The organism is Verrucosispora sp. WMMD1129, assembly GCF_029581255.1.
In the GTDB taxonomy this organism is placed as follows: domain Bacteria; phylum Actinomycetota; class Actinomycetes; order Mycobacteriales; family Micromonosporaceae; genus Micromonospora; species Micromonospora sediminimaris.
This window is the reverse complement of record NZ_CP120741.1, coordinates 2,737,609-2,757,996: the sequence shown is the minus strand read 5'-3', so window position 1 is coordinate 2,757,996 and position 20,388 is coordinate 2,737,609. Positions and strand designations below refer to the sequence as shown.

General features: G+C 70.6%; 26 protein-coding genes. 14 read left to right on the top strand and 12 right to left on the bottom strand.

The features are described 5' to 3' along the window. Positions 1–33: 33 nt before the first annotated feature. Both O7624_RS12630 and O7624_RS12625 read left to right on the top strand, forming a co-directional pair. Positions 34–903 carry a PhzF family phenazine biosynthesis protein gene (locus O7624_RS12630; RefSeq protein WP_282240130.1) on the top strand — a complete coding sequence of 290 codons (870 nt, stop codon included), beginning with the start codon at positions 34–36 and terminating at the stop codon, positions 901–903. A 22-nt stretch (positions 904–925) separates the two neighbouring features. After that, positions 926–1,450, top strand: coding sequence for a hypothetical protein (locus tag O7624_RS12625; RefSeq protein WP_282240129.1), 525 nt, complete (start codon positions 926–928; stop codon positions 1,448–1,450). A gap of 44 nt (positions 1,451–1,494) precedes the next feature. Here the strand turns inward: O7624_RS12625 and O7624_RS12620 are convergent, their stop codons facing one another. Beyond that, positions 1,495–2,205: an HAD family hydrolase gene (locus O7624_RS12620; protein WP_093408353.1), complete on the bottom strand. Its 711-nt coding sequence runs from the start codon at positions 2,203–2,205 to the stop codon at positions 1,495–1,497. Between the two features lie 107 nt (positions 2,206–2,312). Between O7624_RS12620 and O7624_RS12615 the strand changes: the two genes are divergently transcribed. Then, positions 2,313–3,275 carry a DMT family transporter gene (locus tag O7624_RS12615; protein ID WP_282240128.1) on the top strand — a complete coding sequence of 321 codons (963 nt, stop codon included), beginning with the start codon at positions 2,313–2,315 and terminating at the stop codon, positions 3,273–3,275. Between the two features lie 66 nt (positions 3,276–3,341). Here O7624_RS12615 and O7624_RS12610 read toward each other — a convergent pair whose 3' ends face one another. The 4 genes from O7624_RS12610 to O7624_RS12595 form a co-directional block, all read right to left on the bottom strand. Beyond that, complete coding sequence (locus O7624_RS12610) at positions 3,342–4,157, bottom strand: hypothetical protein (protein WP_282240127.1); 816 nt, start codon at positions 4,155–4,157, stop codon at positions 3,342–3,344. 73 nt (positions 4,158–4,230) lie between these two features. Then, positions 4,231–4,824 (bottom strand): TetR/AcrR family transcriptional regulator, encoded by a 594-nt coding sequence (locus O7624_RS12605; protein WP_282240126.1) that lies wholly within the window; start codon positions 4,822–4,824, stop codon positions 4,231–4,233. Positions 4,825–4,912: 88 nt separating this feature from the next. Next, positions 4,913–5,632, bottom strand: a complete 720-nt coding sequence (locus tag O7624_RS12600) for a GNAT family N-acetyltransferase (RefSeq protein ID WP_282240125.1) — start codon at positions 5,630–5,632, stop codon at positions 4,913–4,915. A gap of 60 nt (positions 5,633–5,692) precedes the next feature. Beyond that, positions 5,693–6,544, bottom strand: a complete 852-nt coding sequence (locus tag O7624_RS12595; RefSeq protein WP_282240616.1) for an SDR family NAD(P)-dependent oxidoreductase — start codon at positions 6,542–6,544, stop codon at positions 5,693–5,695. 109 nt (positions 6,545–6,653) lie between these two features. On the opposite strand from O7624_RS12595, the gene O7624_RS12590 reads away from it, so the two are divergent. Beyond that, a complete protein-coding gene (locus O7624_RS12590) occupies positions 6,654–7,610 on the top strand; it encodes a CoA ester lyase (RefSeq protein WP_282240124.1) in 957 nt (318 codons plus the stop codon). 54 nt (positions 7,611–7,664) lie between these two features. Here O7624_RS12590 and O7624_RS12585 read toward each other — a convergent pair whose 3' ends face one another. Beyond that, positions 7,665–8,210: a DUF4190 domain-containing protein gene (locus O7624_RS12585; protein WP_093408343.1), complete on the bottom strand. Its 546-nt coding sequence runs from the start codon at positions 8,208–8,210 to the stop codon at positions 7,665–7,667. Between the two features lie 190 nt (positions 8,211–8,400). Between O7624_RS12585 and O7624_RS12580 the strand changes: the two genes are divergently transcribed. Continuing rightward, a complete protein-coding gene (locus O7624_RS12580; RefSeq protein WP_170863549.1) occupies positions 8,401–9,237 on the top strand; it encodes an SDR family NAD(P)-dependent oxidoreductase in 837 nt (278 codons plus the stop codon). Between the two features lie 6 nt (positions 9,238–9,243). Here O7624_RS12580 and O7624_RS12575 read toward each other — a convergent pair whose 3' ends face one another. Next, a complete protein-coding gene (locus tag O7624_RS12575) occupies positions 9,244–9,717 on the bottom strand; it encodes a DUF4190 domain-containing protein (RefSeq protein ID WP_282240123.1) in 474 nt (157 codons plus the stop codon). A 207-nt stretch (positions 9,718–9,924) separates the two neighbouring features. Between O7624_RS12575 and O7624_RS12570 the strand changes: the two genes are divergently transcribed. Beyond that, positions 9,925–11,121, top strand: coding sequence for an acyl-CoA dehydrogenase family protein (locus tag O7624_RS12570; RefSeq protein WP_282240122.1), 1,197 nt, complete (start codon positions 9,925–9,927; stop codon positions 11,119–11,121). 4 nt (positions 11,122–11,125) lie between these two features. Here O7624_RS12570 and O7624_RS12565 read toward each other — a convergent pair whose 3' ends face one another. Both O7624_RS12565 and O7624_RS12560 read right to left on the bottom strand, forming a co-directional pair. Next, a complete protein-coding gene (locus tag O7624_RS12565) occupies positions 11,126–11,533 on the bottom strand; it encodes a CoA-binding protein (RefSeq protein WP_282240121.1) in 408 nt (135 codons plus the stop codon). Between the two features lie 85 nt (positions 11,534–11,618). Continuing rightward, complete coding sequence (locus O7624_RS12560) at positions 11,619–12,659, bottom strand: Rv2578c family radical SAM protein (RefSeq protein WP_282240120.1); 1,041 nt, start codon at positions 12,657–12,659, stop codon at positions 11,619–11,621. 91 nt (positions 12,660–12,750) lie between these two features. On the opposite strand from O7624_RS12560, the gene O7624_RS12555 reads away from it, so the two are divergent. Next, a complete protein-coding gene (locus O7624_RS12555; RefSeq protein ID WP_282240119.1) occupies positions 12,751–13,149 on the top strand; it encodes a DUF393 domain-containing protein in 399 nt (132 codons plus the stop codon). A gap of 58 nt (positions 13,150–13,207) precedes the next feature. Here O7624_RS12555 and O7624_RS12550 read toward each other — a convergent pair whose 3' ends face one another. From O7624_RS12550 to trxA, 3 genes are all read right to left on the bottom strand, one after another. Further along, positions 13,208–14,113, bottom strand: a complete 906-nt coding sequence (locus O7624_RS12550) for an MFS transporter permease (protein ID WP_282240118.1) — start codon at positions 14,111–14,113, stop codon at positions 13,208–13,210. Then, on the bottom strand, positions 14,110–14,550 hold the full coding sequence (locus tag O7624_RS12545) for a hypothetical protein (RefSeq protein WP_093408326.1): 441 nt from the start codon (positions 14,548–14,550) through the stop codon (positions 14,110–14,112). The genes O7624_RS12550 and O7624_RS12545 overlap by 4 nt, the downstream gene beginning before the upstream one ends. Positions 14,551–14,695: 145 nt before the next feature. Beyond that, positions 14,696–15,058: a thioredoxin gene (trxA, locus tag O7624_RS12540; RefSeq protein ID WP_093408323.1), complete on the bottom strand. Its 363-nt coding sequence runs from the start codon at positions 15,056–15,058 to the stop codon at positions 14,696–14,698. A gap of 599 nt (positions 15,059–15,657) precedes the next feature. On the opposite strand from trxA, the gene O7624_RS12535 reads away from it, so the two are divergent. The 7 genes from O7624_RS12535 (at position 15,658) to O7624_RS12505 (ending at position 20,348) form a co-directional block, all read left to right on the top strand. After that, positions 15,658–16,173 (top strand): MaoC family dehydratase, encoded by a 516-nt coding sequence (locus O7624_RS12535; protein ID WP_093408321.1) that lies wholly within the window; start codon positions 15,658–15,660, stop codon positions 16,171–16,173. 150 nt (positions 16,174–16,323) lie between these two features. Further along, complete coding sequence (locus tag O7624_RS12530; protein WP_282240117.1) at positions 16,324–16,788, top strand: hypothetical protein; 465 nt, start codon at positions 16,324–16,326, stop codon at positions 16,786–16,788. Between the two features lie 67 nt (positions 16,789–16,855). Further along, on the top strand, positions 16,856–17,479 hold the full coding sequence (locus tag O7624_RS12525; RefSeq protein WP_282240116.1) for an RNA methyltransferase: 624 nt from the start codon (positions 16,856–16,858) through the stop codon (positions 17,477–17,479). Between the two features lie 172 nt (positions 17,480–17,651). After that, positions 17,652–18,350 carry a DUF6758 family protein gene (locus O7624_RS12520; RefSeq protein ID WP_348774982.1) on the top strand — a complete coding sequence of 233 codons (699 nt, stop codon included), beginning with the start codon at positions 17,652–17,654 and terminating at the stop codon, positions 18,348–18,350. A 116-nt stretch (positions 18,351–18,466) separates the two neighbouring features. Continuing rightward, positions 18,467–18,625: a hypothetical protein gene (locus O7624_RS12515; protein WP_007455302.1), complete on the top strand. Its 159-nt coding sequence runs from the start codon at positions 18,467–18,469 to the stop codon at positions 18,623–18,625. Positions 18,626–18,631: 6 nt separating this feature from the next. Next, on the top strand, positions 18,632–19,507 hold the full coding sequence (locus O7624_RS12510; RefSeq protein ID WP_093408313.1) for a PH domain-containing protein: 876 nt from the start codon (positions 18,632–18,634) through the stop codon (positions 19,505–19,507). A gap of 100 nt (positions 19,508–19,607) precedes the next feature. Further along, positions 19,608–20,348, top strand: a complete 741-nt coding sequence (locus tag O7624_RS12505) for a SigE family RNA polymerase sigma factor (protein WP_282240115.1) — start codon at positions 19,608–19,610, stop codon at positions 20,346–20,348. Positions 20,349–20,388: the final 40 nt, after the last annotated feature.

Below are 20,388 nucleotides of genomic sequence, written 5' to 3'. Positions count from 1 at the left end.
GACGTACGCCCGAAGGGCCTAGTGTCTATCAACATGTCGACCTTGGCTTACGAGATCGTGGACGTCTTCACCGACCGTCCGTACGCCGGGAACCCGCTCGCGGTGGTCTTCGGCGCTGACGGGCTGGCGACCGACCAGATGCAGGCTCTGGCCCGCGAGTTCAACCTGTCGGAGACGGTCTTCGTGCTGCCCGCCACCCAGGTCGGCGCCACCTACCGGGCCCGGATCTTCACGCCGGTCGACGAGTTGCCGTTTGCCGGCCACCCCAGCGTCGGCGCCGCGGTCACCGCCGCTCGCCGGGGGATGTTCCCGACCGGGCAGGTCAACCAGGAATGCGGTGCCGGCGTGCTGCCGATCGAGGTGAGCGAGGGTGCCGCCATCCTGACCGGCGGCAGCCCCACCCTCGGGCCCGAGCTGGAGCCGGAGCCGCTGCTGGAGATGGTCGGGCTCGGCGCGGAGGACTATCCCGGTCCAGCGCCGCGGGTCGCCGGCTGCGGCCTGGAGTTCCCGTTCCTGCCGGTACACCCCGACGCCCTCGCCCGGGCGCAGGTGAACCCGGTGGCGGCCGGGCGGTACGGCATCGAGCATGTCAGCGTCTTCTCCTGGAACCCGGCGACCCAAACCGCGCATGCCCGGGTCTTCGTCCCAGGTCTCGGCGTACCCGAGGATCCGGCTACCGGGTCGGCCGCGCTCGGTCTCGGGGTGTGGCTGGTCGCCAGCGGCCTGTTGCCCGGCGAGGGACGATCGTCGTACACCGTCCGGCAGGGTGTCGAGATGGGCCGACCGTCCTCGCTGGCCTGCGTCGTGACCGCAGCCGGCGGTGTCGCGGTGGGCACGAGCGTCGCAGGTCAGGTGATGCCGGTGGCCCGGGGGGAGATCCTCGTCCCGCCGTTCGTCGGCTGACGGCCGACGCGGACCGGCCCGGATGAGAGAGGATGCCGCGGTGACCGACGAGCGCGAGAACCATCCCCTGGTCGAAGAGGCGATGAAGAAGGCCTCGGTGGCCTGGGCCGCGGTGGCGGGTCGCCCGCCAGTCGCCCTGTGGTGCGTACCCCTGGAAGCGGCGCTGTTCGTGGTCAGCGGCCCCGGCGAGCAGGCCGCGCCCGGGCTGGCCGAGGCCGACGAGGTCCAGGTGACCCTGCGCGGCGACCACGGGGGCCGGATCGTCACCTGGCCGGCGCGGGTCAGCCGGCTGACACCCGGCACCGAGCAGTGGGACACGCTCGCCCCGCTGGTGGGGGCCAAACGGCTGAACGCGCCTGGACCGACCTCCGAACTCGTCGCCCGCTGGGCCGCTGACGACTGCGCCCTGGTGCGGCTCGCGCCGGTCGGCCAGCCGACGCACGGCGGCGAGCTACCGGCCGGGTCGCTGGCCGAGCCGCCTCGACCGACGCCGGCCGTCCGGGCCACTCGCCGGCCGTTCCGGCTGCACCGTGTCCGGCGTCGCTGACCCGTCGTCGGCCGAGGCGACGCCGGCCCGGCGCACGTGCGTGGCTACCACGGTGCGCCGACCGGGCTGGGAGCCTCGTCGACCAGGTCGACCACCTCGCGGAGGGACCCCAGTGTCCGGCCGGCCCAGGCGGCGTCGAGATTGAACACCAGATGGTCGGCGAGGTCGGGCGAGGCGAGCCGGGCCGCGCTCAGACCGGCGCGCTGCGCACCTGTCAACTCCTGGCTGCCGCCGTCACCCACGTAGAGGCAGTCTGCCGGAGAGAGGCCCAGCCGCGCGCAGGCGGCCAGATAGAGGCTCGCGTCCGGCTTGCATCGCCCCACCTGCACGGAGAACACCCGGACGTCGAGCAGCGGGGCGATCGCCAGCTCAGGCAGGAAAGCCGGTAGCTCGTGGGTGCAGTCACTGATCACGCCGGTCCGTAAGCCCCGTCGCCGCAGCGCCCGTAGGGTCGGCACGGCCTCGTCCCGTAGCCGGGTGTCCGCGCGTACTGCCTGGTGCCGGGCGGCGGCGGCAGCCCGCAACGCCTCCGCCGGAGGGTGTACGCCGGCCTGCTCGCACACCCAGCGCAGGGTCGCCTCGACGGTGTCGAAGCGCCCGCTGGCGCGGTCGTAGAACGTGCGGTCGAGCACCTCAAGGAAGGCGGCCGGCGGGCAGCCGAGCAGTTCGGCGGTGCTGAGGTGACCCTTGCCACGCTGGACCGGACGGGTCAACGTGCCGAAGAAGTCGAACAGCACCGCCCGGAACCTGGGCATGGGAACGCCTCCGGGCGGACGGGGAGGGGCCCTGGTGAGGACGGGCACGATCGTAACCGAACGTTGACGGAAAGTGGCGCCCCCGTGACGTGTGAAGATTGCACCTCGTGGCACCCGAACCTCACCGTCCGCCGCTCGACCTGGTCACCGGCGCGGCACTTGCCGTGGCCGTCTTCGCCGTCTCGTCATCCGCGCCGTTGATCGCCTTTGCCGCCGCGCCCGCCCTGGCGGTCGCGTTCTGGCGCAACGTGCTGGCGGTCGCCGTGCTGAGTCCGTTCGCGCTGACCCGGCGACGGTCCGAGTTCCGCTTCGTGGCCACCGGCGTCGGCCGTCGCGAGGGCATGTTCTGTGTCCTGTCCGGGGTGGCGCTGGCGGCGCACTTCGCCACCTGGATGCCGAGTGCGAAGCTCACCTCGGTGGCCGCGGCAACGGCGCTGGTGGCCACCCAGCCGGTCTGGCAGGGGCTGATCGCCCGGGCCCAGGGCCGCCGGCTGCCGGTGGGTGTCTGGGCCGGCATCGGGGTGGCGGTGGCCGGGGCGGTGCTGGCGACCGGTGCCGACTTCACGGTCTCCGGCCAGGCTTTCGCGGGCGATCTGCTGGCGCTGACCGGTGGGCTGTTCGCGGCTGTCTACACCGCGCTGGGGGAGCGGGCCCGGGTCACCGTCAGCAACGCCACCTACACCACCATCTGCTACAGCGTGTGTGGACTGATCCTGCTGGTGGTCTGCCTGGTCGGCGGGGTGCCGCTGAGCGGCTTCGACACCGGCACCTGGCTGGCCGTGCTCGCCCTGGTCGGCGGGGCGCAACTGCTCGGCCACTCGATGTTCAGCTACGCGCTGCGGCGGGTCTCGGCCACCACGGTCAGCGTGCTGATCCTGCTGGAGGCGCCCGGTGCCGCGCTGATCGGCTGGGCGTGGCTGGGGCAGCTGCCCGACCCGGTGACCCTGCCAGGTCTGTCGCTGCTGCTGGTCGGTGTAGCCGTGGTGGTGTTGTCCAGCGCCCGCACGGCCCGGCGTACGACACGGGTCACCACGGCGGTGCCGGCGGACGCGGCACCGGTCCGCGACTGAGCTGTCGGCTAACCTCCGACCCGGCCCCGCTGCCGGTGGACGGATCGCCGCGGCCCGTCTCGGCGGTCACGACGCCACCGCGACCACGGCGGCGGCCAGGACGACAACCGCACCGGTGAACGCTGCCGCCGCGATACCTCGGCGGTCCTTCGGCAGCCGCCGGAACAGGCGGGAGACCCGTCCGAGCACGGCCAGCGGCGTGGCCGCCAGCCAGATGTCACGTTCGACCCGACCGCCGGCGAAGCTCACCACCTCGGGCAGGTGACCGACGGCGCGCAGCAGCGGCCCGACCATGGCACGGCTGCGTCCGCGCGGCGGAGTAACCCCGGCCGCGATCGCGGCCAGCGCTGTTCGCAGGCCCTGCTCATCGTTGGCCCAGTGGGCCCGGTACCTGATCACGCCGGTGGTGTCGAGAAGGTACGCCGAGTTGGGCTTCGGGCTCATCGCCCGGTGCAACCCGCCATCCAGGTCATCGACGGCCACTTCGAACGCGACCCCGTGATGCTTGCGCAACTCCTCGGCATGCCGCCACTTGTCCTCGGCGGTCCGGGGCTGACCGAACCGCTCACCTGGGTGTGCCTCGCGGGTGTTCACCAGAACGAACCGCACCCGGTCACCGAAGTCGCGGTGCAGGGCGCGCAACACCGGCCCGGCGCTCTCGGTGACCGGGCAGGTCCGTGAACCGAAGACCATCAGCACCGGCAGGCGACCGAGGTCGGCGTCGGTGAACCGGCCGCCGCCCAGGGTCGGCAGGTCGAAAGCCGGCATCCGGTCACCGGGTGCGGGAGCATTCCGGTCGAACGTCAGATCGTCGAGCAGCAGGGCGGTGCGGAAGCGGGTGAACCGGTACTTCTCGCCCGCGTTGGTGGTCGACTGCGACATGGGATCTCCTCCGTAATTGACCGATCGGTCAAGTCAACGTGCATGACGAACGGGCGCTCGTCGCTGGCGAGGGTCAGCCAGACGCCCGCAGTAGCAGCCGGATGTCGGCCTTGGCGAGCAGCACCAGGGCCGGGTCGTCGTGCGCCTTGGCCAGCAGCGCCAGCCCCTGCATCAGCGCCAGCGCACGGGTCGCGGCACTGTCGGCGTCGACGTCGGTCGGCACGTCCCCGCGCCCCTTCGCCTCGCTGATGGCCGTGGCGAAATAGCCCGTCCAGCCGGACAGCACCCGCCCCGCCCGGGCTCGGCCGTCGTCACCGTGACCGGCCACCTCGGCGGCCAGGCCGCCGAGTGGGCACCCGGGAGTCGCGCCGAACCTCTCCCGCATGAGCGAGAGCATCCGCACGAAGCTGTCGACGAACCGGTCGATGCGCTCCAGCGGCGGTACGTCCGCGACGAAGGCCTCCTCCAGCACGGCGTGCAACATCTCCCAGTTGCGGTCCAGCACGGCCCCGCCGAGCGCCTCCTTGGAGGGAAAGAAGTGGTAGAGACTCCCCTTGTGGACACCTGCCGCCTTGCAGATCTCCTCGGTGCTCACCTCGGCCAGCGAGGCGCCGTGAACGAGGTCGCGCGCCACCGCGACGATGCGCTCCCGAGTGTCCCGAGCCACGACTCACTCCCCAGACTTGACTGCTCAGTCTAATTCAAACAGTCGTTGACTGATCGGTCAAGTCTGGCGGCGCCGTCCCGGCCGCCGGTCACACCTCGTGCACCTCAAGCACCCGGGTGCGCGGGGCGGCCTCGCCGAGCGTCACCCGCAGCGCGGTCCGCTCCGGGTCGGCGAGGAACGCCTCGTAGCCGGCCCGGGTGTCGAACCGGATGACGTGCACCTCGGTACGCCCGTCCCCGGTACGCAGCCGCCGCTCCAGCCGACCACCGTGCCGTGGCAGCAGGGCGAGCACGGTGTCCTCGTACCGCTGCCCGACCTCGACCGCGCCGTCGGGCAGTTCCACCAGCGCGACCAGGCGCACCGCGGCGGCCGGGTCGGTGACCAGCGACTTCCAGAACTGGTGGTCGACGTGACCACCCGGAATGCCCTCCCGACGACCGGTGTCGAGGTAGCCGTGCCGGCGGTAGAAGCCCGGAGCCTGGAACGAGAACGAGGCGACCGAGATCTCGGCGCAGCCGCGCCGTCGGGCCTCCTGCTCGGCCGCCGCCAGCAACCGGCCGCCCCAGCCTTCGCCACGGCGATCAGCACGGACCCAGACCATGTTGATCCCCGCGCAGGTGCCCCAGCTCCAGCCGGTCAACCCGGCGACCAGCTCGCCGTCCGCGGCGGTGACCCGTACGGACAGCTCGGCCTCGTCAGTGGCGCCGGTGGCTCGCTGGTTGAAGCTGGTCAGCTCCGCATCCAATCGGGCGGCCAGTTCCTCGTCCTTGCCCAGCACTTGCAGGTTGACGCCCTCGGCGACGGTCATGGCGCGGAGTATCGCAATGTTTGCCGAGCGGGGCGACCCGGTTGCTCGCCCGATGCGACCTCAGGCCGGGCGCCCCGGGTGGCCCGGCCCGTCCGGGATGCCCACCGCGGCGGCGCTGGCCGCCCAGAGCCGCGCCGCGAGTCGCGGGTCGGCCGCCTTGGGCCAGGGGCGACGTGGCCGGCAGTCGAAGTAGTAGCCGCCGTTGTGCAGCCGGGACCGGTCCTGGTTGGCCAGCCAGACCAGCGTCTGCGCACCCTTGGCCGGGCTGCGGAACGGCAGCAGACGCATGCCCAGGGCGACCACCCGGCTCTCGTTGCCGAAGCGGGTCCGGACCACTCCGGGGTGGAAGCAGTACGAGTCGACCCGCGGCCATCTCCGGGCGGCCTCGGCGGTGAACAGGATGTTCGCCTGCTTGCTGGTGCCGTACGCGGATATCGGGCGGTAGCGGCGCAGCGACGCGTTGAGGTCGTTCGGGTCGAGCGTGCCGCTGCGGTGCGCGCCGGAGGCGGTCACCACGATTCGGCGTACCCGGTCGACCAGCAGGTTGGTGAGCAGGAAGGGGGCCAGGTGATTGGCCTGGACGGACAGCTCGAAACCATCGACAGTGGTGATCGGCTGAAGCACGATCGCGCCGGCGTTGTTGGCGAGCACGTCGATCCGGTCGTACGCGGCGCGCAGCCGCTCGGCCAGCTGCCGCACGTCGTCGAGGACGGCGAAGTCGGCGCGGAACACCTCGGGCCGTTCCCCGGAGGCCTCGCGGACCTCGTCGGCGGCAGCCCGCAGCCGGGCCGGATCCCGGCCCACCAGGACGACCCGGTCACCCCGGCAGGCGAGACCTATGGCGGCGGCCAGTCCGATGCCGGAACTCGCTCCGGTGATGACGACCAGTCGAGGGTCAGTGACATCTTCCACAGGTCCATTCACCGCGGTCACGGCACGAGGTTACCGTGGCGTCACAAGCACCTTTGGGATCGTTAAGTAAGGGACGGCGGACCTGCCGTACCCGGAAGGAGCGCCGCCGATGGCCGTTGTTGGGCGTCCCCGCCGATCCTGCCTGGCCGTACCCGGATCGAGCGTCAAGATGCTCGGCAAGGCCCAGGGACTCCCGGCCGACCAGGTCTTCCTCGACCTGGAGGACGCGGTCGCGCCACTGGCCAAGCCGGACGCCCGCAAGAACATCGTGGCCGCGCTCAACGAAGGCGACTGGACCGGCAAGACCCGGGTCGTCCGGGTCAACGACCTCACCACCCCGTGGACCTACCGGGACGTCATCGACGTGGTGGAGGGGGCGGGGGCCAACCTCGACTGCGTCATGCTGCCGAAGGTGCAGGACGCGGCGCAGGTGCAGTGGCTGGACATGACCCTCACCCAGCTGGAGAAGACCCTCGGCCTGGAGGTGGGCCGGATCGGCATCGAGGCGCAGATCGAGAACGCGGCCGGCCTGGTCAACGTCGACGCCATCGCCGCCGCGTCGCCACGCGTCGAGACGATCATCTTCGGGCCGGCCGACTTCATGGCCTCGATCAACATGAAGTCGCTGGTGGTCGGCGCCCTCATTCCCGACTACCCGGGCGACCCGTACCACTACATCCTGATGCGCATCCTGATGGCCGCTCGGATGCACGACAAGCAGGCCATCGACGGCCCGTTCCTGCAGATCCGGGACACCGACGCGTTCCGCGAGGTGGCGAAGCGGTCGGCGGCGCTCGGCTTCGACGGCAAGTGGGTGCTGCACCCCGGGCAGATCGACGTCGCGAACGAGGTCTACTCGCCGGCTCAGGCCGACTACGACCACGCCGAACTGATCCTCGACGCGTACCAGCACTACACCTCGGAGGCGGGTGGCCGACTGGGCGCGGTGATGCTCGGCGACGAGATGATTGACGAGGCTTCCCGCAAGATGGCGCTGGTGATCGCTGCCAAGGGCCGGGCCGCCGGCATGATCCGCACCACGACGTTCGAGCCGCCGGCCGAGTAGCCGTACCATCCACCCCGCGCCCGCCCCGACCTCGGTCGGGGCGGGCGTCGCTGGTTAGGTGGTGGAGGACGAGTTCGCGATGGCGAAGGCGATCGCGATGGCGTAGCCGATGATCACCAGCGCGAGCAGGCCGGTGAGGATCCAGCCGACGATGATGGCGGCCTTGGCCATCCCCTCGCCGCTCTCACCGGTCTCCCGGATCTGGCGCATGGCCACATGCCCCATGATGGCGCCGACCGGGGCGGTGATACATGAGCCGATCCCGATCAGGGAAAGGACCAGGGCGACGATCGCCATGGTGTTCGTCTTCTGCTGCGGGTAGCCGTAGCCCGGCGGGGGATAGCCGTAGCCGGGCGGGGCCGGCGGGTAACCGGCGGGCTGAGCCGGCGGGTAGCCGGCCGGGGGGTACGGCGCGGCGGCCGGGTCCGACTTCATCCCGGCGTACGGGTCGGTCGGCGGCTGATACGGCTCGTATCCGGAAGGCTGGGGTGGAATCGGTGGCTGCGGGCTGACCGGCAGGGTCGGGTCGGCGGGTGGGCCGGACGGCTGGCCGGTCGATGCGGGGTCGGGCCAGCCGCCGGCCGGCGGGGGTTGCGTCATCGGGCTTCTCTTCCGTCGCGATGATGTGGCGCAGTCAGGGTAGTCACCGCCGCGCACCCCGCGACGCGCCCGGCACCGTGGGCGCGTTGCCCGACAGCGGCGGGAAGGGCAGGATCTCGGCATGGTGATTGACGCGCGTGCGGCGGACCGTTCCGGCAACAGACCGAGACGGGACGTCAGCCGACCGGGCATGAGCCGGCGACCACGCCCGGCCGCGGCACCGGAGCCCGGCGACCAGGATGCTCCGGCGCCGCTGCCGGAACCGGTGACCATGCGGCTTGACGGCAAGGTCGCGCTGGTGACGGGAGCGGGCAGCCCGGACGGCATCGGGTACGCCACCGCTCGCCGACTGTCCGACCTCGGCGCCCGGGTGGCGATCGTGTCGACCACCCGGCGCATCCATGAGCGGGCCGGCGAACTCGGGGTCACCGGTTTCGTCGCCGACCTCACCGACGAGTCGGAGGTGGGCGCGCTGGCCGATGCGGTGGCCGAGCAGCTCGGTGATGTCGAGGTGCTGGTCAACAACGCCGGCCTGGCGAGCCGGGCCAGCCCGGAGGTGCTGCGCCCGGTCGCGCAGCTCAGCTACGACGAGTGGCAGGGTGAGATCGACCGGAACCTGACCACCGCCTTCCTGTGCAGCCGGGCCTTCATCGTCGGTATGGCCGAGCGCGGTTGGGGCCGGATCGTGAACCTGGCCGCCACCGCCGGTCCGGTAAACGCGCTGCCCACCGAGGCTGCGTACGCGGCGGCCAAGGCGGGTGTGGTGGGCCTGACCCGGGCGCTGGCCATGGAGATGATCGCCGACGGGGTGACGGTCAACGCGGTGGCCCCGGGCACCATCTACACCGCGGCCTCGACCATGGCCGAGATCAAACAGGGCCTGGGTACGCCGGTCGGACGCCCCGGCACCCCCGACGAGGTGGCTGCGGCGATCACGTTCCTCTGCTCGCCGGCCGCGTCGTACATCACCGGGCAGATGCTTGTGGTCGACGGCGGCAACAGCGTCCGGGAGGCCCAGTTCCGCTGAACGGGCTCAGGTGCTGGTGCCGTCGGAGCCGGCCCAGATCGCCAGTGCCAGCCAGCCGCAGCAGGCCAGCAGGAAGAGGCCGGTGAAGATGTAGCTGAGGATCAGGCCCCAGGTGGCCAGCTGCGCGCCGTCCTCGCCACTGGTACGCAGTTGCCGCCTGGCCAGGTGACCGAGGGCGATGCCGGCGGGGGCGAAGACGAAGGCGAAGACCAGCGACAGGACGGCCAGCACGTTGGTGCCGCGTCCGCCGCCCTGGCCGGTCGGCGGTCCGTACTGCCCGTAGGGCACCTGTGGTGCGTACGGGGGTTGCTGACCCCATTGTTGGCCGTGCGGCGGCTGCCCCGGATGCTCGTACGCCGGCTGTCCGTACGCCGGTTGTTCGCCCTGCTGCCCGTACGGTTGGCCGTACTGCGGCTGCTGCCCGCCGGGCGGTGGCTCGTAGGGCGACGGTGGCTGGTCCGGCTCCGGTGGTTGGCCCACGCTCTCCTCCTCCGTTCCGCCCTACGGGTCCCGCGCGGCCCGTCCGCCCTGGTGGGAAGGCCCTCTGTGCGGGACGCTACCCGCAGCGGTGAAGCTTTTCACAGCGGTTGTGTGGACTGCTCACCTTGGCCGTCCCGGCTCGGGCGACGATACTGATCGAGCGTTTAGTTACCAGTGAGTAGGCGCGCTGACTTTCCGGAGGCTGAGATGGCTCGACTCGCGCAGACGCCCGGCCTGACCGACGAGCAGCAGTCGATCCTGGAGACCGTCCGGGAGTTCGCGAACAAGGAGATCATTCCGCACGCGCAACGCCTGGAGCACGCCGACGAGTACCCGACCGACATTCTCGACGGCATGAAGGAGATGGGCCTGTTCGGGCTCACCATCGCCGAGGAGTACGGCGGTCTCGGCGAGTCCCTGCTGACCTACGCCCTGGTGGTGGAGGAACTCTCCCGGGGCTGGATGTCGATCTCCGGCATCGTCAACACACACTTCATCGTGGCGTACCTGATCTCTCAGCACGGCTCCGCCGAACAGCGGGCCCGGCTGCTGCCGAGGATGGCCACCGGCGAGGTGCGCGGCGCCTTTTCCATGTCGGAACCGGAGTGCGGCTCCGACGTCTCGGCGATCAAGTCGAAGGCGGTCCGCGACGGCGACCGCTTCGTCATCGACGGCCAGAAGATGTGGCTGACCAACGGCGCGTACTCGTCGGTGGTGGCCACCCTGGTCCGGACCGAGACCGGCGCCGATTCGGTCTACGGCAACATGAGCACCTTCCTGTTGGAGAAGGAGCCCGGCTTCGGCGAGACAGCCCCGGGCCTGACCATCCCCGGCAAGATCGAGAAGATGGGTTACAAGGGCGTCGAGACCACCGAGATGGTGCTCGACGGGGTCACCGTCCCCGACAGCGCCGTCCTCGGCGGTGCCGACCAGGTGGGCCGGGGTTTCTACCAGATGATGGACGGCATCGAGGTAGGCCGGGTCAACGTCGCCGCCCGGGCCTGCGGCATCTCCATCCGGGCCTTCGAACTGGCCGTCGGGTACGCCCAGCAGCGCCGGACCTTCGGTGAGCCGCTCGCGAAGCACCAGGCCATCGCCTTCAAGCTGGCCGAGATGGGTACGAAGATCGAGGCCGCGCACGCCCTGATGGTCAACGCGGCCAGGCTCAAGGACGCCGGCCAGCGCAACGACGTCGAGGCCGGGATGGCGAAGCTGCTCGCCTCGGAGTACTGCGCCGAGGTCGTCCAGGAGGCGTTCCGCATCCACGGCGGCTACGGCTACTCCAAGGAGTACGAGATCGAGCGGCTGATGCGGGAAGCCCCGTTCCTGCTCATCGGCGAGGGGACCTCGGAGATCCAGAAAACGATCATCTCCCGCGGCCTGCTCCGCGAGTACAAGCTCTGAGCGCTCAGCTCCGGCGGGTCAGCCCGGCCTTGGCCCGCTCCACGATCAGGCAGCGGTCCTCCACGTAGTCGATCCCGGCCTCCTCGGCGATCCGCCGGGCCTGCGGCGAGACGATGCCGAGCTGCAACCACACCGCCGGGGCGCCGATCGCCACCGCCTGCCGCACCACCTCCACGGCGTCGTCGGCCGGCCGGAACACGTCGACCAGATCGACCGGGTGCGGGATGTCGGCCAGGGACCGGTACACCGCCTCGCCGAAGAGTTCGTCGGCGGTCGGGTTGACCGGAATGATGCGCCAGCCGTGCCGCTGCATCTCCAGCGGTACGCGGTGAGCAGCCTTGAACGGATCGCGGGACGCACCGACTACGGCGATCACAGCGGCGTCGGCGAGGATCTGCTTGGCGGAACGCATCCGACGACTGTAGCCGCGTCGCCGCCAGGCTGCCCCGATCGACCATTCGGCAACACTCAGCCTCCCCCGCCCCGCCGCGCCCCGTTCAGAGCAGGCTCAGCTGCTCTGGTGCTGGTGCTGGCGGCGGCGCGGCACGGTGTTCGCCGGCCTCGGCCCGGATCAGCCCATGACGGCGGGCGGCGATGCGGACCCGGGCGGTCAGCTCCCGCTGATAGGACTGCGGCGCGTACGCGCCCGCCCGGAACAGCTCCCGGTAGCGCGGAACCAGCTGGGGGTGCTCCCGCCCGAGCCACCGCGCGTACCACTCGCGGGCGCCGGGACGCAGGTGCAGCGCAAGCGGCGTCACGCTGGCCGCGCCCGCGGCGGCGATCGCCGCCACGGTGGCCTCGATGGACTCGTCCGAGTCGGAGAGACCGGGCAGGATCGGCGCCATCAGTACGCCCACCTCGAAGCCGGCGTCGGCGAACCGGCGTACCGCGTCGAGCCGGCGGCGTGGGCTCGGCGTGCCGGGCTCGACCGAGCGCCACAGTCGCTCGTCGACGAACCCGACCGAGAAGGAGACGCCCACCCGAGCGACCTCGGCTGCCTGCCGCAGCAGCGGAAGATCACGTTGGATCAGGGTGCCCTTGGTCAGGATGGAGAACGGATTGGCGAAATCGCGCAGCGCCTCGATGATCGGCGGCATGAGCCGGTAGCGCCCTTCGGCCCGCTGGTAGCAGTCGACGTTCGTGCCCATCGCCACGTGCGCGCCGCGCCAGCGCGGTGCGGCCAGCTCACGGCGCAGCAGCTCACCCGCGTTGACCTTGACGACCACCCGGCTGTCGAAGTCCGCCCCGGCGTCGAAGTCAAGGTAGGTGTGAGTATTTCGGGCAAAGCAGTATAAACATGCATGACTGCATCCCCGGTACGGGTTGACGGTCCACTCGAACGGGACGCGGGAGGTGCCCGGAACCTTGTTGAGGATCGACTTGGCGCGCACCTCGTAGAAGGTCATGCCGGCGAAATCGGGGGTGTCGAAGGTGCGGACGACCGCCTCGGGCAGCGCCAGCGGCAGGGGTGGCGTCGCTGGCGCTGCCCGTCCGGGATCTCCCTCGACCGGGGGAGCGGTCAGGTTGTCCCAGCGCATGGCCAGTATTCGAACACATGTCCTAGTGGCGTGCAAGTGACTCACCGGACACCCGCGTGTGTGTCGGCCGGCGTGGGGGGAGGATGAGGGCATGTCGACCTTCGTCTACGACGGGGACTGCGCCTTCTGCACAAGCTGCGCGGAGTTCATCGAGCGCCGGATCCCGACCGGTGCCCGGGTGGTGCCGTGGCAGTTCGCCGACCTCGACCTGCTCGGCCTGACCGAGGCGGAATGCGAGGAGGCGGTGCAGTGGGTCGGTGCCGACGGCAGCCGGGCCGCGGGTCCGGACGCCATCGCCGCGCTGCTCGCCAGCAGCGGCCGTGGGTGGCGGATCGCCGGAGCCGGGCTACGGATTCCGCCGGTACGCGCCGCCGCCTGGCCCGCGTACCGCTGGGTGGCCCGCAACCGGCACCGGATGCCGGGCGGTACGGCCGCCTGCTCGCTGCCCCAGGAGACCCGGGACCGCCTCTACGGCCCATCCGCCGGCTGACACCTCGCACGAATGCCTGCCCGCTCCGGGTCGTACGGCGCACGGGATCGTGGGCCGGTCAGGGCGTTGCCGGATCCGGTACCGGCTGGGTGTCGGCCGACAGCGGATCCGAGCCGAGCCGTCGCCGGTCGGGCGTGAACCTGCGGGCCAGGAGCCGTCGCACTGCGACGAGCGGGCGGACCTTCTCCAGCGGCAGGAAGCTGGTCATGGCGACCAGGTGTGGTGCGAACGAGATGGTGATGGTCGCGATGGTCACCAGGTGGAACGAGTAGAAGAAGCCGACCGTGGCGAGCCGCCAGCGTTCGGGCAGCACGAAGACCAGGGGGCTGAGCAGTTCGAAGGCGAGGATGCCGAACTGGGCGACGAGCAGCAGGTGGGGCACCTGCGCGATCAGGTCCGCCAGGTCGGTGCCGCGTCGGATGATCGCTTTGGCGAGCACCGAGCCGGTCGCCCAGTCCAGGCCGCCGAAGCGGAACTTCGCCCAGGCGGCCAGGAAGTAGGTGCAGACCACCGAGATCTGGGTGACCCGCAGCGCCCAGCCGCCGGCCTCCGTCCTGGTCGGGTCGCCGTGCCGGGCCCAGCCCGCAGTGGGTAGCACGGCCAGCGCGACGAGCAGGGCGAACCGGTCGTGGTCCACCTTGCCGTAGCTCATCGCGATGATCATCCACTCCAGGTAGAGCGCGAAGACCGTCCAGCCGAGCAGTCGGGGGGCCCGTCCGGTCGCGGCGAGCAGGGCCAGCAGCAGCAGGGCCCAGAAGATCACGCTCACCAGCGTCGCGGTGGGGGTGGGCAGCGGCAGTACCCGCCCGACGAAGAGCGGTTGGTAGAGGTTGCCGGGCACGTCGACGCGGTCGCGTACCCAGGGGGTGAAGACGACCAGGTCGGCGGCGACGAAGAGGTAGACGAGCGTGCGGAACGCGGCAACCCGACCGCGCGGCACCGCTTCGGTGAGCCAGCGACTCATCGGGTGACCTGCCAGCTGACGACGGTCTCGTCGACCCATCGACCGGTGGGCCGACGGTCGGTGATGTCGTGCCACCGGATGACGATCCGGACCTCGGTCAGTTCCGGTGCGTCGGGATGGCGCCGGTCGTACGCCTCGGCGACCTCGCGCAACCGGCTGGGGTCGGCGACGTACCGGCTCTGCTGGCCTTCGATCTCGGCTCGGCGGATGCCTGTCGCTCGCTCGCCCAGGTCGACGAGGTTGCCGCTCAGGTCGACCCCCTCCACCCGGGTGTCCGGGGCGTCCGCGTCGGCCGGATCGGAGGTGGAGTACATCCGGAAGGGGCCGAACGGGAAGTGGTCGTCCACCCCCCAGATCGTGCCGGCGAGCAGGACGGCGAGGCCGAGTGCCGTCACCGCCACCCGCGCCGTACGGCCGCGGCTCGTCAACGCATCCATCGTCCGCTGAACTTACGGCACCGGCGCGCGTTCAAGCGGCCCTATCGACGGGCCGTGTCCCAGCTGTGACGAGGCCCGGAGTCACGTGGGCGTTCGGACGCCGATGGCCGGGCCCGCTACGGGCCCGGCCATCGTGTCTGTGAGATCAGTGCTTGTGCTCGGCGAGCTTCTTGCGCACGTCGTCCATGTCGAGCGCCTGAACCTGCTCGATGAGGTTCTCCAGGGCCGACTCCGGCAGCGCGCCCGGCTGGGCGAAGACGATCACGCCGTCGCGGATCGCCATGATGGTCGGGATGGACCGGATGTCGAACTTGGCGGCGAGTTCCTGCTGCGCCTCGGTGTCGACCTTGCCGAAGGTGATGTCCGCATGCTTGTCGGACGATCGCTCGTAGACCGGAGCGAACCGCTTGCAGGGGCCGCACCAGTCGGCCCAGAAGTCAACCAGCACGATGCCGTTGCCCTCGGTCACCTGGTCGAAATTAGCCGTGGTCAGCTCGACGGTTGCCATGTGAGTCTCTCCGATCACGCGGAACAGCTACGTCTGGTGGAACTCGGGCGTACCCCATCGCATTCCCGCCGTGGTGCCACCGTAACCCTGGTCGCAGTCCGGGTGGGGCCTTTGTCCACATCGATGGGTGTCGGTCTTCGGAAGGTGTCCGCAGATCGCACATGCATGTCGCATTTGCGTGACCGCCCGTAATGGGAGCGTTTCCAATGAGATCAACGCTCTGACCGGGTACGAAGCGGTAACTTCGGCGCTGACGAGCGGGGATTCGACCTGCGGAGATCGCTTTTTGACCGATGATCAGTCACTCAGAGTAATGTAACAAAAAGATAAATGTGACCTCGGTCTCTGTGCGGCCGGACGGACGTACGGCAGAATCTTGAAGCATCAGAGCGTGGGCGGCGGGTGCCGGGGAGGGCCCCGCCGCTCATTGCGTCCGGCCCCGGTCGACGCGCGCCAGTCCCGCCCGCACGTGCTGATCAGACAGCTTTCCGGTGCCGGCTGGTGTGACATTCCGATGCCTGTCCCGCCCCGCGGCCCGCCTTAACCCTCGATAAGGCATGCTGTGCCGAACTCCGCCGCCTCCGTCGAAGGAGACCAGGATGCAGTTCGGCCGCTACTACGAGGAGTTCGAGGTCGGCGCGGTCTACCGGCACTGGCCGGGCAAGACGGTCACCGAGTACGACGACCACCTGTTCTGCCTGCTCACCATGAACCACCATCCGCTGCACATGGACGCGCACTACGCCGAGACGGCAAGTCAGTTCAAGCGCAACGTCGTGGTCGGCAACTACATCTACTCCCTCCTGCTCGGCATGTCGGTGCCCGACGTCAGCGGCAAGGCCATCGCCAACCTGGAGATCGAATCGCTGCGGCACGTCGCACCCACCTTTCACGGCGACACGATCTACGGCGAGACCACGGTGCTGGACAAGCGGGAGTCCGCCTCCAAGCCGGATCGTGGCGTGGTGGCGGTGGAGACTCGCGGCTACAACCAGGACGGCACGCTGGTCTGCGTCTTCCGGCGCAAGGTGATGGTCCCCAAACGGGAGTACGCGGCGGCAGCCGTACCCGACGGTGTCGACCCCGAGCGGCCGAGCTTTCCCGAGCCCCGCTGACCCGTACGCGGGTGGTTTCGGCAGAGGGCCGGGCTCGCCGCGCCCGGTCACTCGCGGCCGGTGGGGGCACGGCGGCGCGGCGCAGCGGGTTCCCGGCGTAGGCGTTCGGCCCCCGGTCCGGGCGCATATGCTGGCGCCGGAGGTCCCGCCATGAGCGAGCGAATCACCACCGCCACCGCCTACTCCGCCACCGAGTGGGATCTGCTCACCAGTCTGCCCGGGCGGGTGATCGTGGCCGCTGCCCAGCCCGGCCCGGGGCGTCCGCACCGGGGCGTGGCGGCTGGCCTGGCCGGACTGGACGCGGTGGCGGCCGGGCGGGCCTTCGACAGTGATCTGGTCCGGGCGGTGGTGGCCGCGATCTACGCTCGGCACGACGGCCCATCCCCGCCGGCGGCCCAGCTCGCCGAGCTGGACGTGCTCGCCGCCTGCCGGGCCGTCGTGCGGGTACTGGACCGTCATGCCGATCCCGCCGATTCGGCGGCCTACCGGCAATGGGTGCAGTCAGTGGCCGCACGCGTCTGTCGTACCGCCTCCCGGGCGTTGCCCGGCGGCCCGCTGGCTCCCGCCGACCGCCGTTTCCTCGACCGGCTCGGCGGCGCCCTGGCCCTGCGCTGACCGATGTGTCGCTCGGTGGCCGGGCGGCGGGGTGGTGTCCGCGCTGCTGGGCGTAACCTGCGTGACCGTGACCGGTGAGCAGCTCGACGTCGGCGTGGGTCCCTGGCCAGGTGACCTGCCGGAGGATCCCCGCTACGACCCGGAGCTGCTCGCCGCGGGGGATCGGCGCAACGTGGTCGACCAGTACCGCTACTGGCGCCGCGAGGCGATCGTCGCGGACCTGGATCGGCGGCGGCACGACTTCCACGTGGCGATCGAGAACTGGCAGCACGACCTGAACATCGGGACGGTGGTCCGCAACGCCAACGCGTTTCTCGCGGCCGAGGTGCACATCGTGGGCCGGCGGCGCTGGAACCGCCGCGGCGCCATGGTCACCGACCGCTACCAGCACGTACGCCACCACGAGACGATCGATCAGTTGATCGTCTGGGCGGCGGAGCGCGGCCTGCCGCTGGTCGGCATCGACAACCTGCCCGGCTGTCGTCCACTGGAAACCGCCACGCTGCCGCGGCGGTGCGTCCTCCTGTTCGGTCAGGAGGGTCCGGGGCTCTCCGCGGCCGCGCACTCCGCGTGCGACGAGATCTTCTCCATCGCCCAGTACGGCTCGACCCGCTCGATCAACGCCGGGGTGGCGAGCGGAATCGCCATGCACACCTGGATCCGCACCCACGCCACCCCACCTCCCACCTAGCAGCCCACCCACCCCACCTCAACTGCGGTCGATCATGAAGTTGTTGGCGCGACACGCCGAGGGGAGGGAAACAACCTCATGATCGAGCGGCGATGCGTGAGGTGGGGGCCGGTGGGGTGGGGGCAATGCGGGCGCTCGGCTTGACGGGTGGCGGCCAGCGGGTGACGGTGGAGTGGTGACGGTTGCGGTGAGTTGTCCCAGATGCGGCGGGTCGGTCCGGGCGCCGGATCTCATGCATCCGGAATCCCGCTGCCCCGACTGCGGACCGGTGGCTCCCCTGCACGTGCCCGAGCACATCGGTGCCGAGATCGTGGCCAGCGTGGTGGAACACATCCAGGCCGCCGCCCAGCCGCAGCAGCCTTCGGTTCCGCTGTGGTGTCCGTGGCCGCTGCCTCCGGGTTGGACCACCACGGGCGTGGCGTGGGCCGGCGACGACCGGCTCGGAGTGCGCGCCACGGCGGTCGCCTGCGCCGGGCCCGCCCCGTTGGGCGGTGGGCCGGCGGACCTGGTCTTCGTGGCCGAGGAGCCCGGTGTGGGACTGGGCACGCGATACGCCGGGGTGCCTGGCCCGGATGCCGGACCGGAACTGGCCGAGGCGCTTACCGACCCGGGCCCGGGGCACCCCGGCCATGTCGGACGCGCCGGGATCAGGGTGGCCGGCCACCCGACTCCACTGTGGTTGGTGAACTCACTGCCGGATCGAAGCGCGTACGCCGGCGAGGCTCGGGGAATGTGGCTCTATGCGATAGCCTGGCCGGCGAGTGCGGGGCATCTGCTCGCGGAGGACGTGCTGCTGCACGACCTGGTCGAGTGGACGCCGCCCGAGCTCGTGTACGGCGCCCCATCTCCGTACCTGCACGGGAAGGCTTGACAAGTCTCCCGGAATGTCGGAGAACGGACGTAGATATTCACGGTAAGACACCACGCTGATACTCTGGGTGCCGCTGCGGTAATGGGACCCGGCGCCGCGCGAGAGGATGGCCCGCCATGGTCAAGAAGGTCCTCACCTGGGCCGGAATCGCATTCTTGATCTTCTTCGTCGCCTACCGGCCAAATTCCGCCGCGGACGTGTTCAAGTCGCTGGGTGGCGGCATCATGGACATCGCCCAAGGCTTCGGCGACTTCTTCACCTCACTGGTCGCTTAGCCTCCGATGGGAAGCCCCTCCGGCCCACCCTTCGATCCCGACGACCCCGACCGGGCCCGCCGGGAACGCGACACAGAGCCGATCCCCCGAATCGATCCGGACGAGGGGCCGGGCTACGGCTCCGGCCCTCGCCTCTCCGACGGTCCGTCCTTCTCCGACGACGCCGGCTATGGCGACGGTCCGGGGTACGCCGGCGAGGGGCGGTCGGGTCGGGCCTGGGTGCGCGATCCGGAGGCCGGTTATCTGCCTCCGGAGATCTCCGAGGAGGAGCTGGCCGGACTGCGCGCCGACGCCAGCGGTGCCACCCCCCGCCGGGTGTTGCCGCTGGAGGACGAGCCCAGCTCGCTTGTCGCGCGATACCTGTTCCCGACCGAGCGGTACCGGGGCGAGTGGAAGCGGCACTGGGTCCACCTCGTCACCCCGATCATCGTCGGCATCGCCGCCACCTTCGTGCTCGGCTACCTCTCCGGCTTCCTCGCCGGTCAGGACGTCGGCGCGCTCACCACGATCGCGGTGCTGCTCTGGTTCGCGGTGATGGGCTGGGTGGCGTGGCGGGTCGCCGACTGGTGGTACGACCGCTTCATCCTGACCAACAAACGGGTCATGGTGGTCAACGGGATCATCACCCGGCGAGTGGCGATGATGCCGCTGGTCCGGGTGACCGACATGAAGTACGAGCAGACGCCAGCGGGTCGGGCACTCAACTACGGCACCTTCGTGCTGGAGTCCGCCGGTCAGGAGCAGGCGCTACGCGAGGTCAAGAACCTGCCCAACCCCAACGAGCTCTATCTGCGCGTCGTCGAGGAGATGTACGAGCCGCAGGCAGTCGAGGCCCGGTTGGGCAAGGAGCAGGACGAGGCGAAGGCCGACGACGGCGCCTGAAACTTCCTGACCGAACATCGGAGATATTGCGCACCTTCCGTCCTCGACCCGCTGGTCACGCTGTGGCAGGCTGCGGCAGGATCAGGCACGGAGGTGGCGTGTGGCCAGCAGCAACCCGCTGGAGGAGGAGTTTCGCGACTTCGTCGCGGCCCGTTCCGGCGCCCTGCTGCGTACCGCGTACCTGCTCACCGGGGACTGGGGCACGGCGGAGGATCTTCTCCAGACCGCACTGACCAAGACGTACCTGGCGTGGAAGCGGCTGGGCGGGATCGAGGCAATCGAGCCCTATGCCCGACGTGTCATGGTCAACACCTCGACGAGTTGGTGGCGGCGTCGCTGGCACGGTGAGCGTCCGACCGAGGTGCTGCCCGAACAGGCCGCCACCGACGAGATCGAACGCCAACTGGACCGGGACGTGCTCTGGCGGCACCTGCGGGCGCTGCCCGCCCGGCAGCGTGCGGTGCTGGTGCTGCGTTTCTACGAGGACATGTCGGAGGCGCAAACCGCCGCCATGCTGGAGATCTCGCCGGGCACCGTGAAGAGTCAGACCTCCCGGGCACTGGCCACCCTGCGTCGACGGATCGGCGCTGAGGAAACCTTCGGCTTCCGCGCGGGCAGGCCGGAGCGAGCCGAGCAGCCGATCGGCAGTTCGGAGTCGACGGCGCGGCCGACCGGTAGGTCGGAGACAACCGCGCAGCCGACCGGCAGGTCGGCGCAGGCTGCGCAGCCGACCGGAACGGTGGGGCGGGTCGAGCAGCCGGGCAACCGGACCGGCGCCGGAAATCCGCAACCGGAGGGTGCCGGCCGGCCCGGAACGGCGCTTGTCGGAGAGCGACGGTGAAGCGCAAACCACCAGCTCATGACAACCAGAGCCGGTTCCC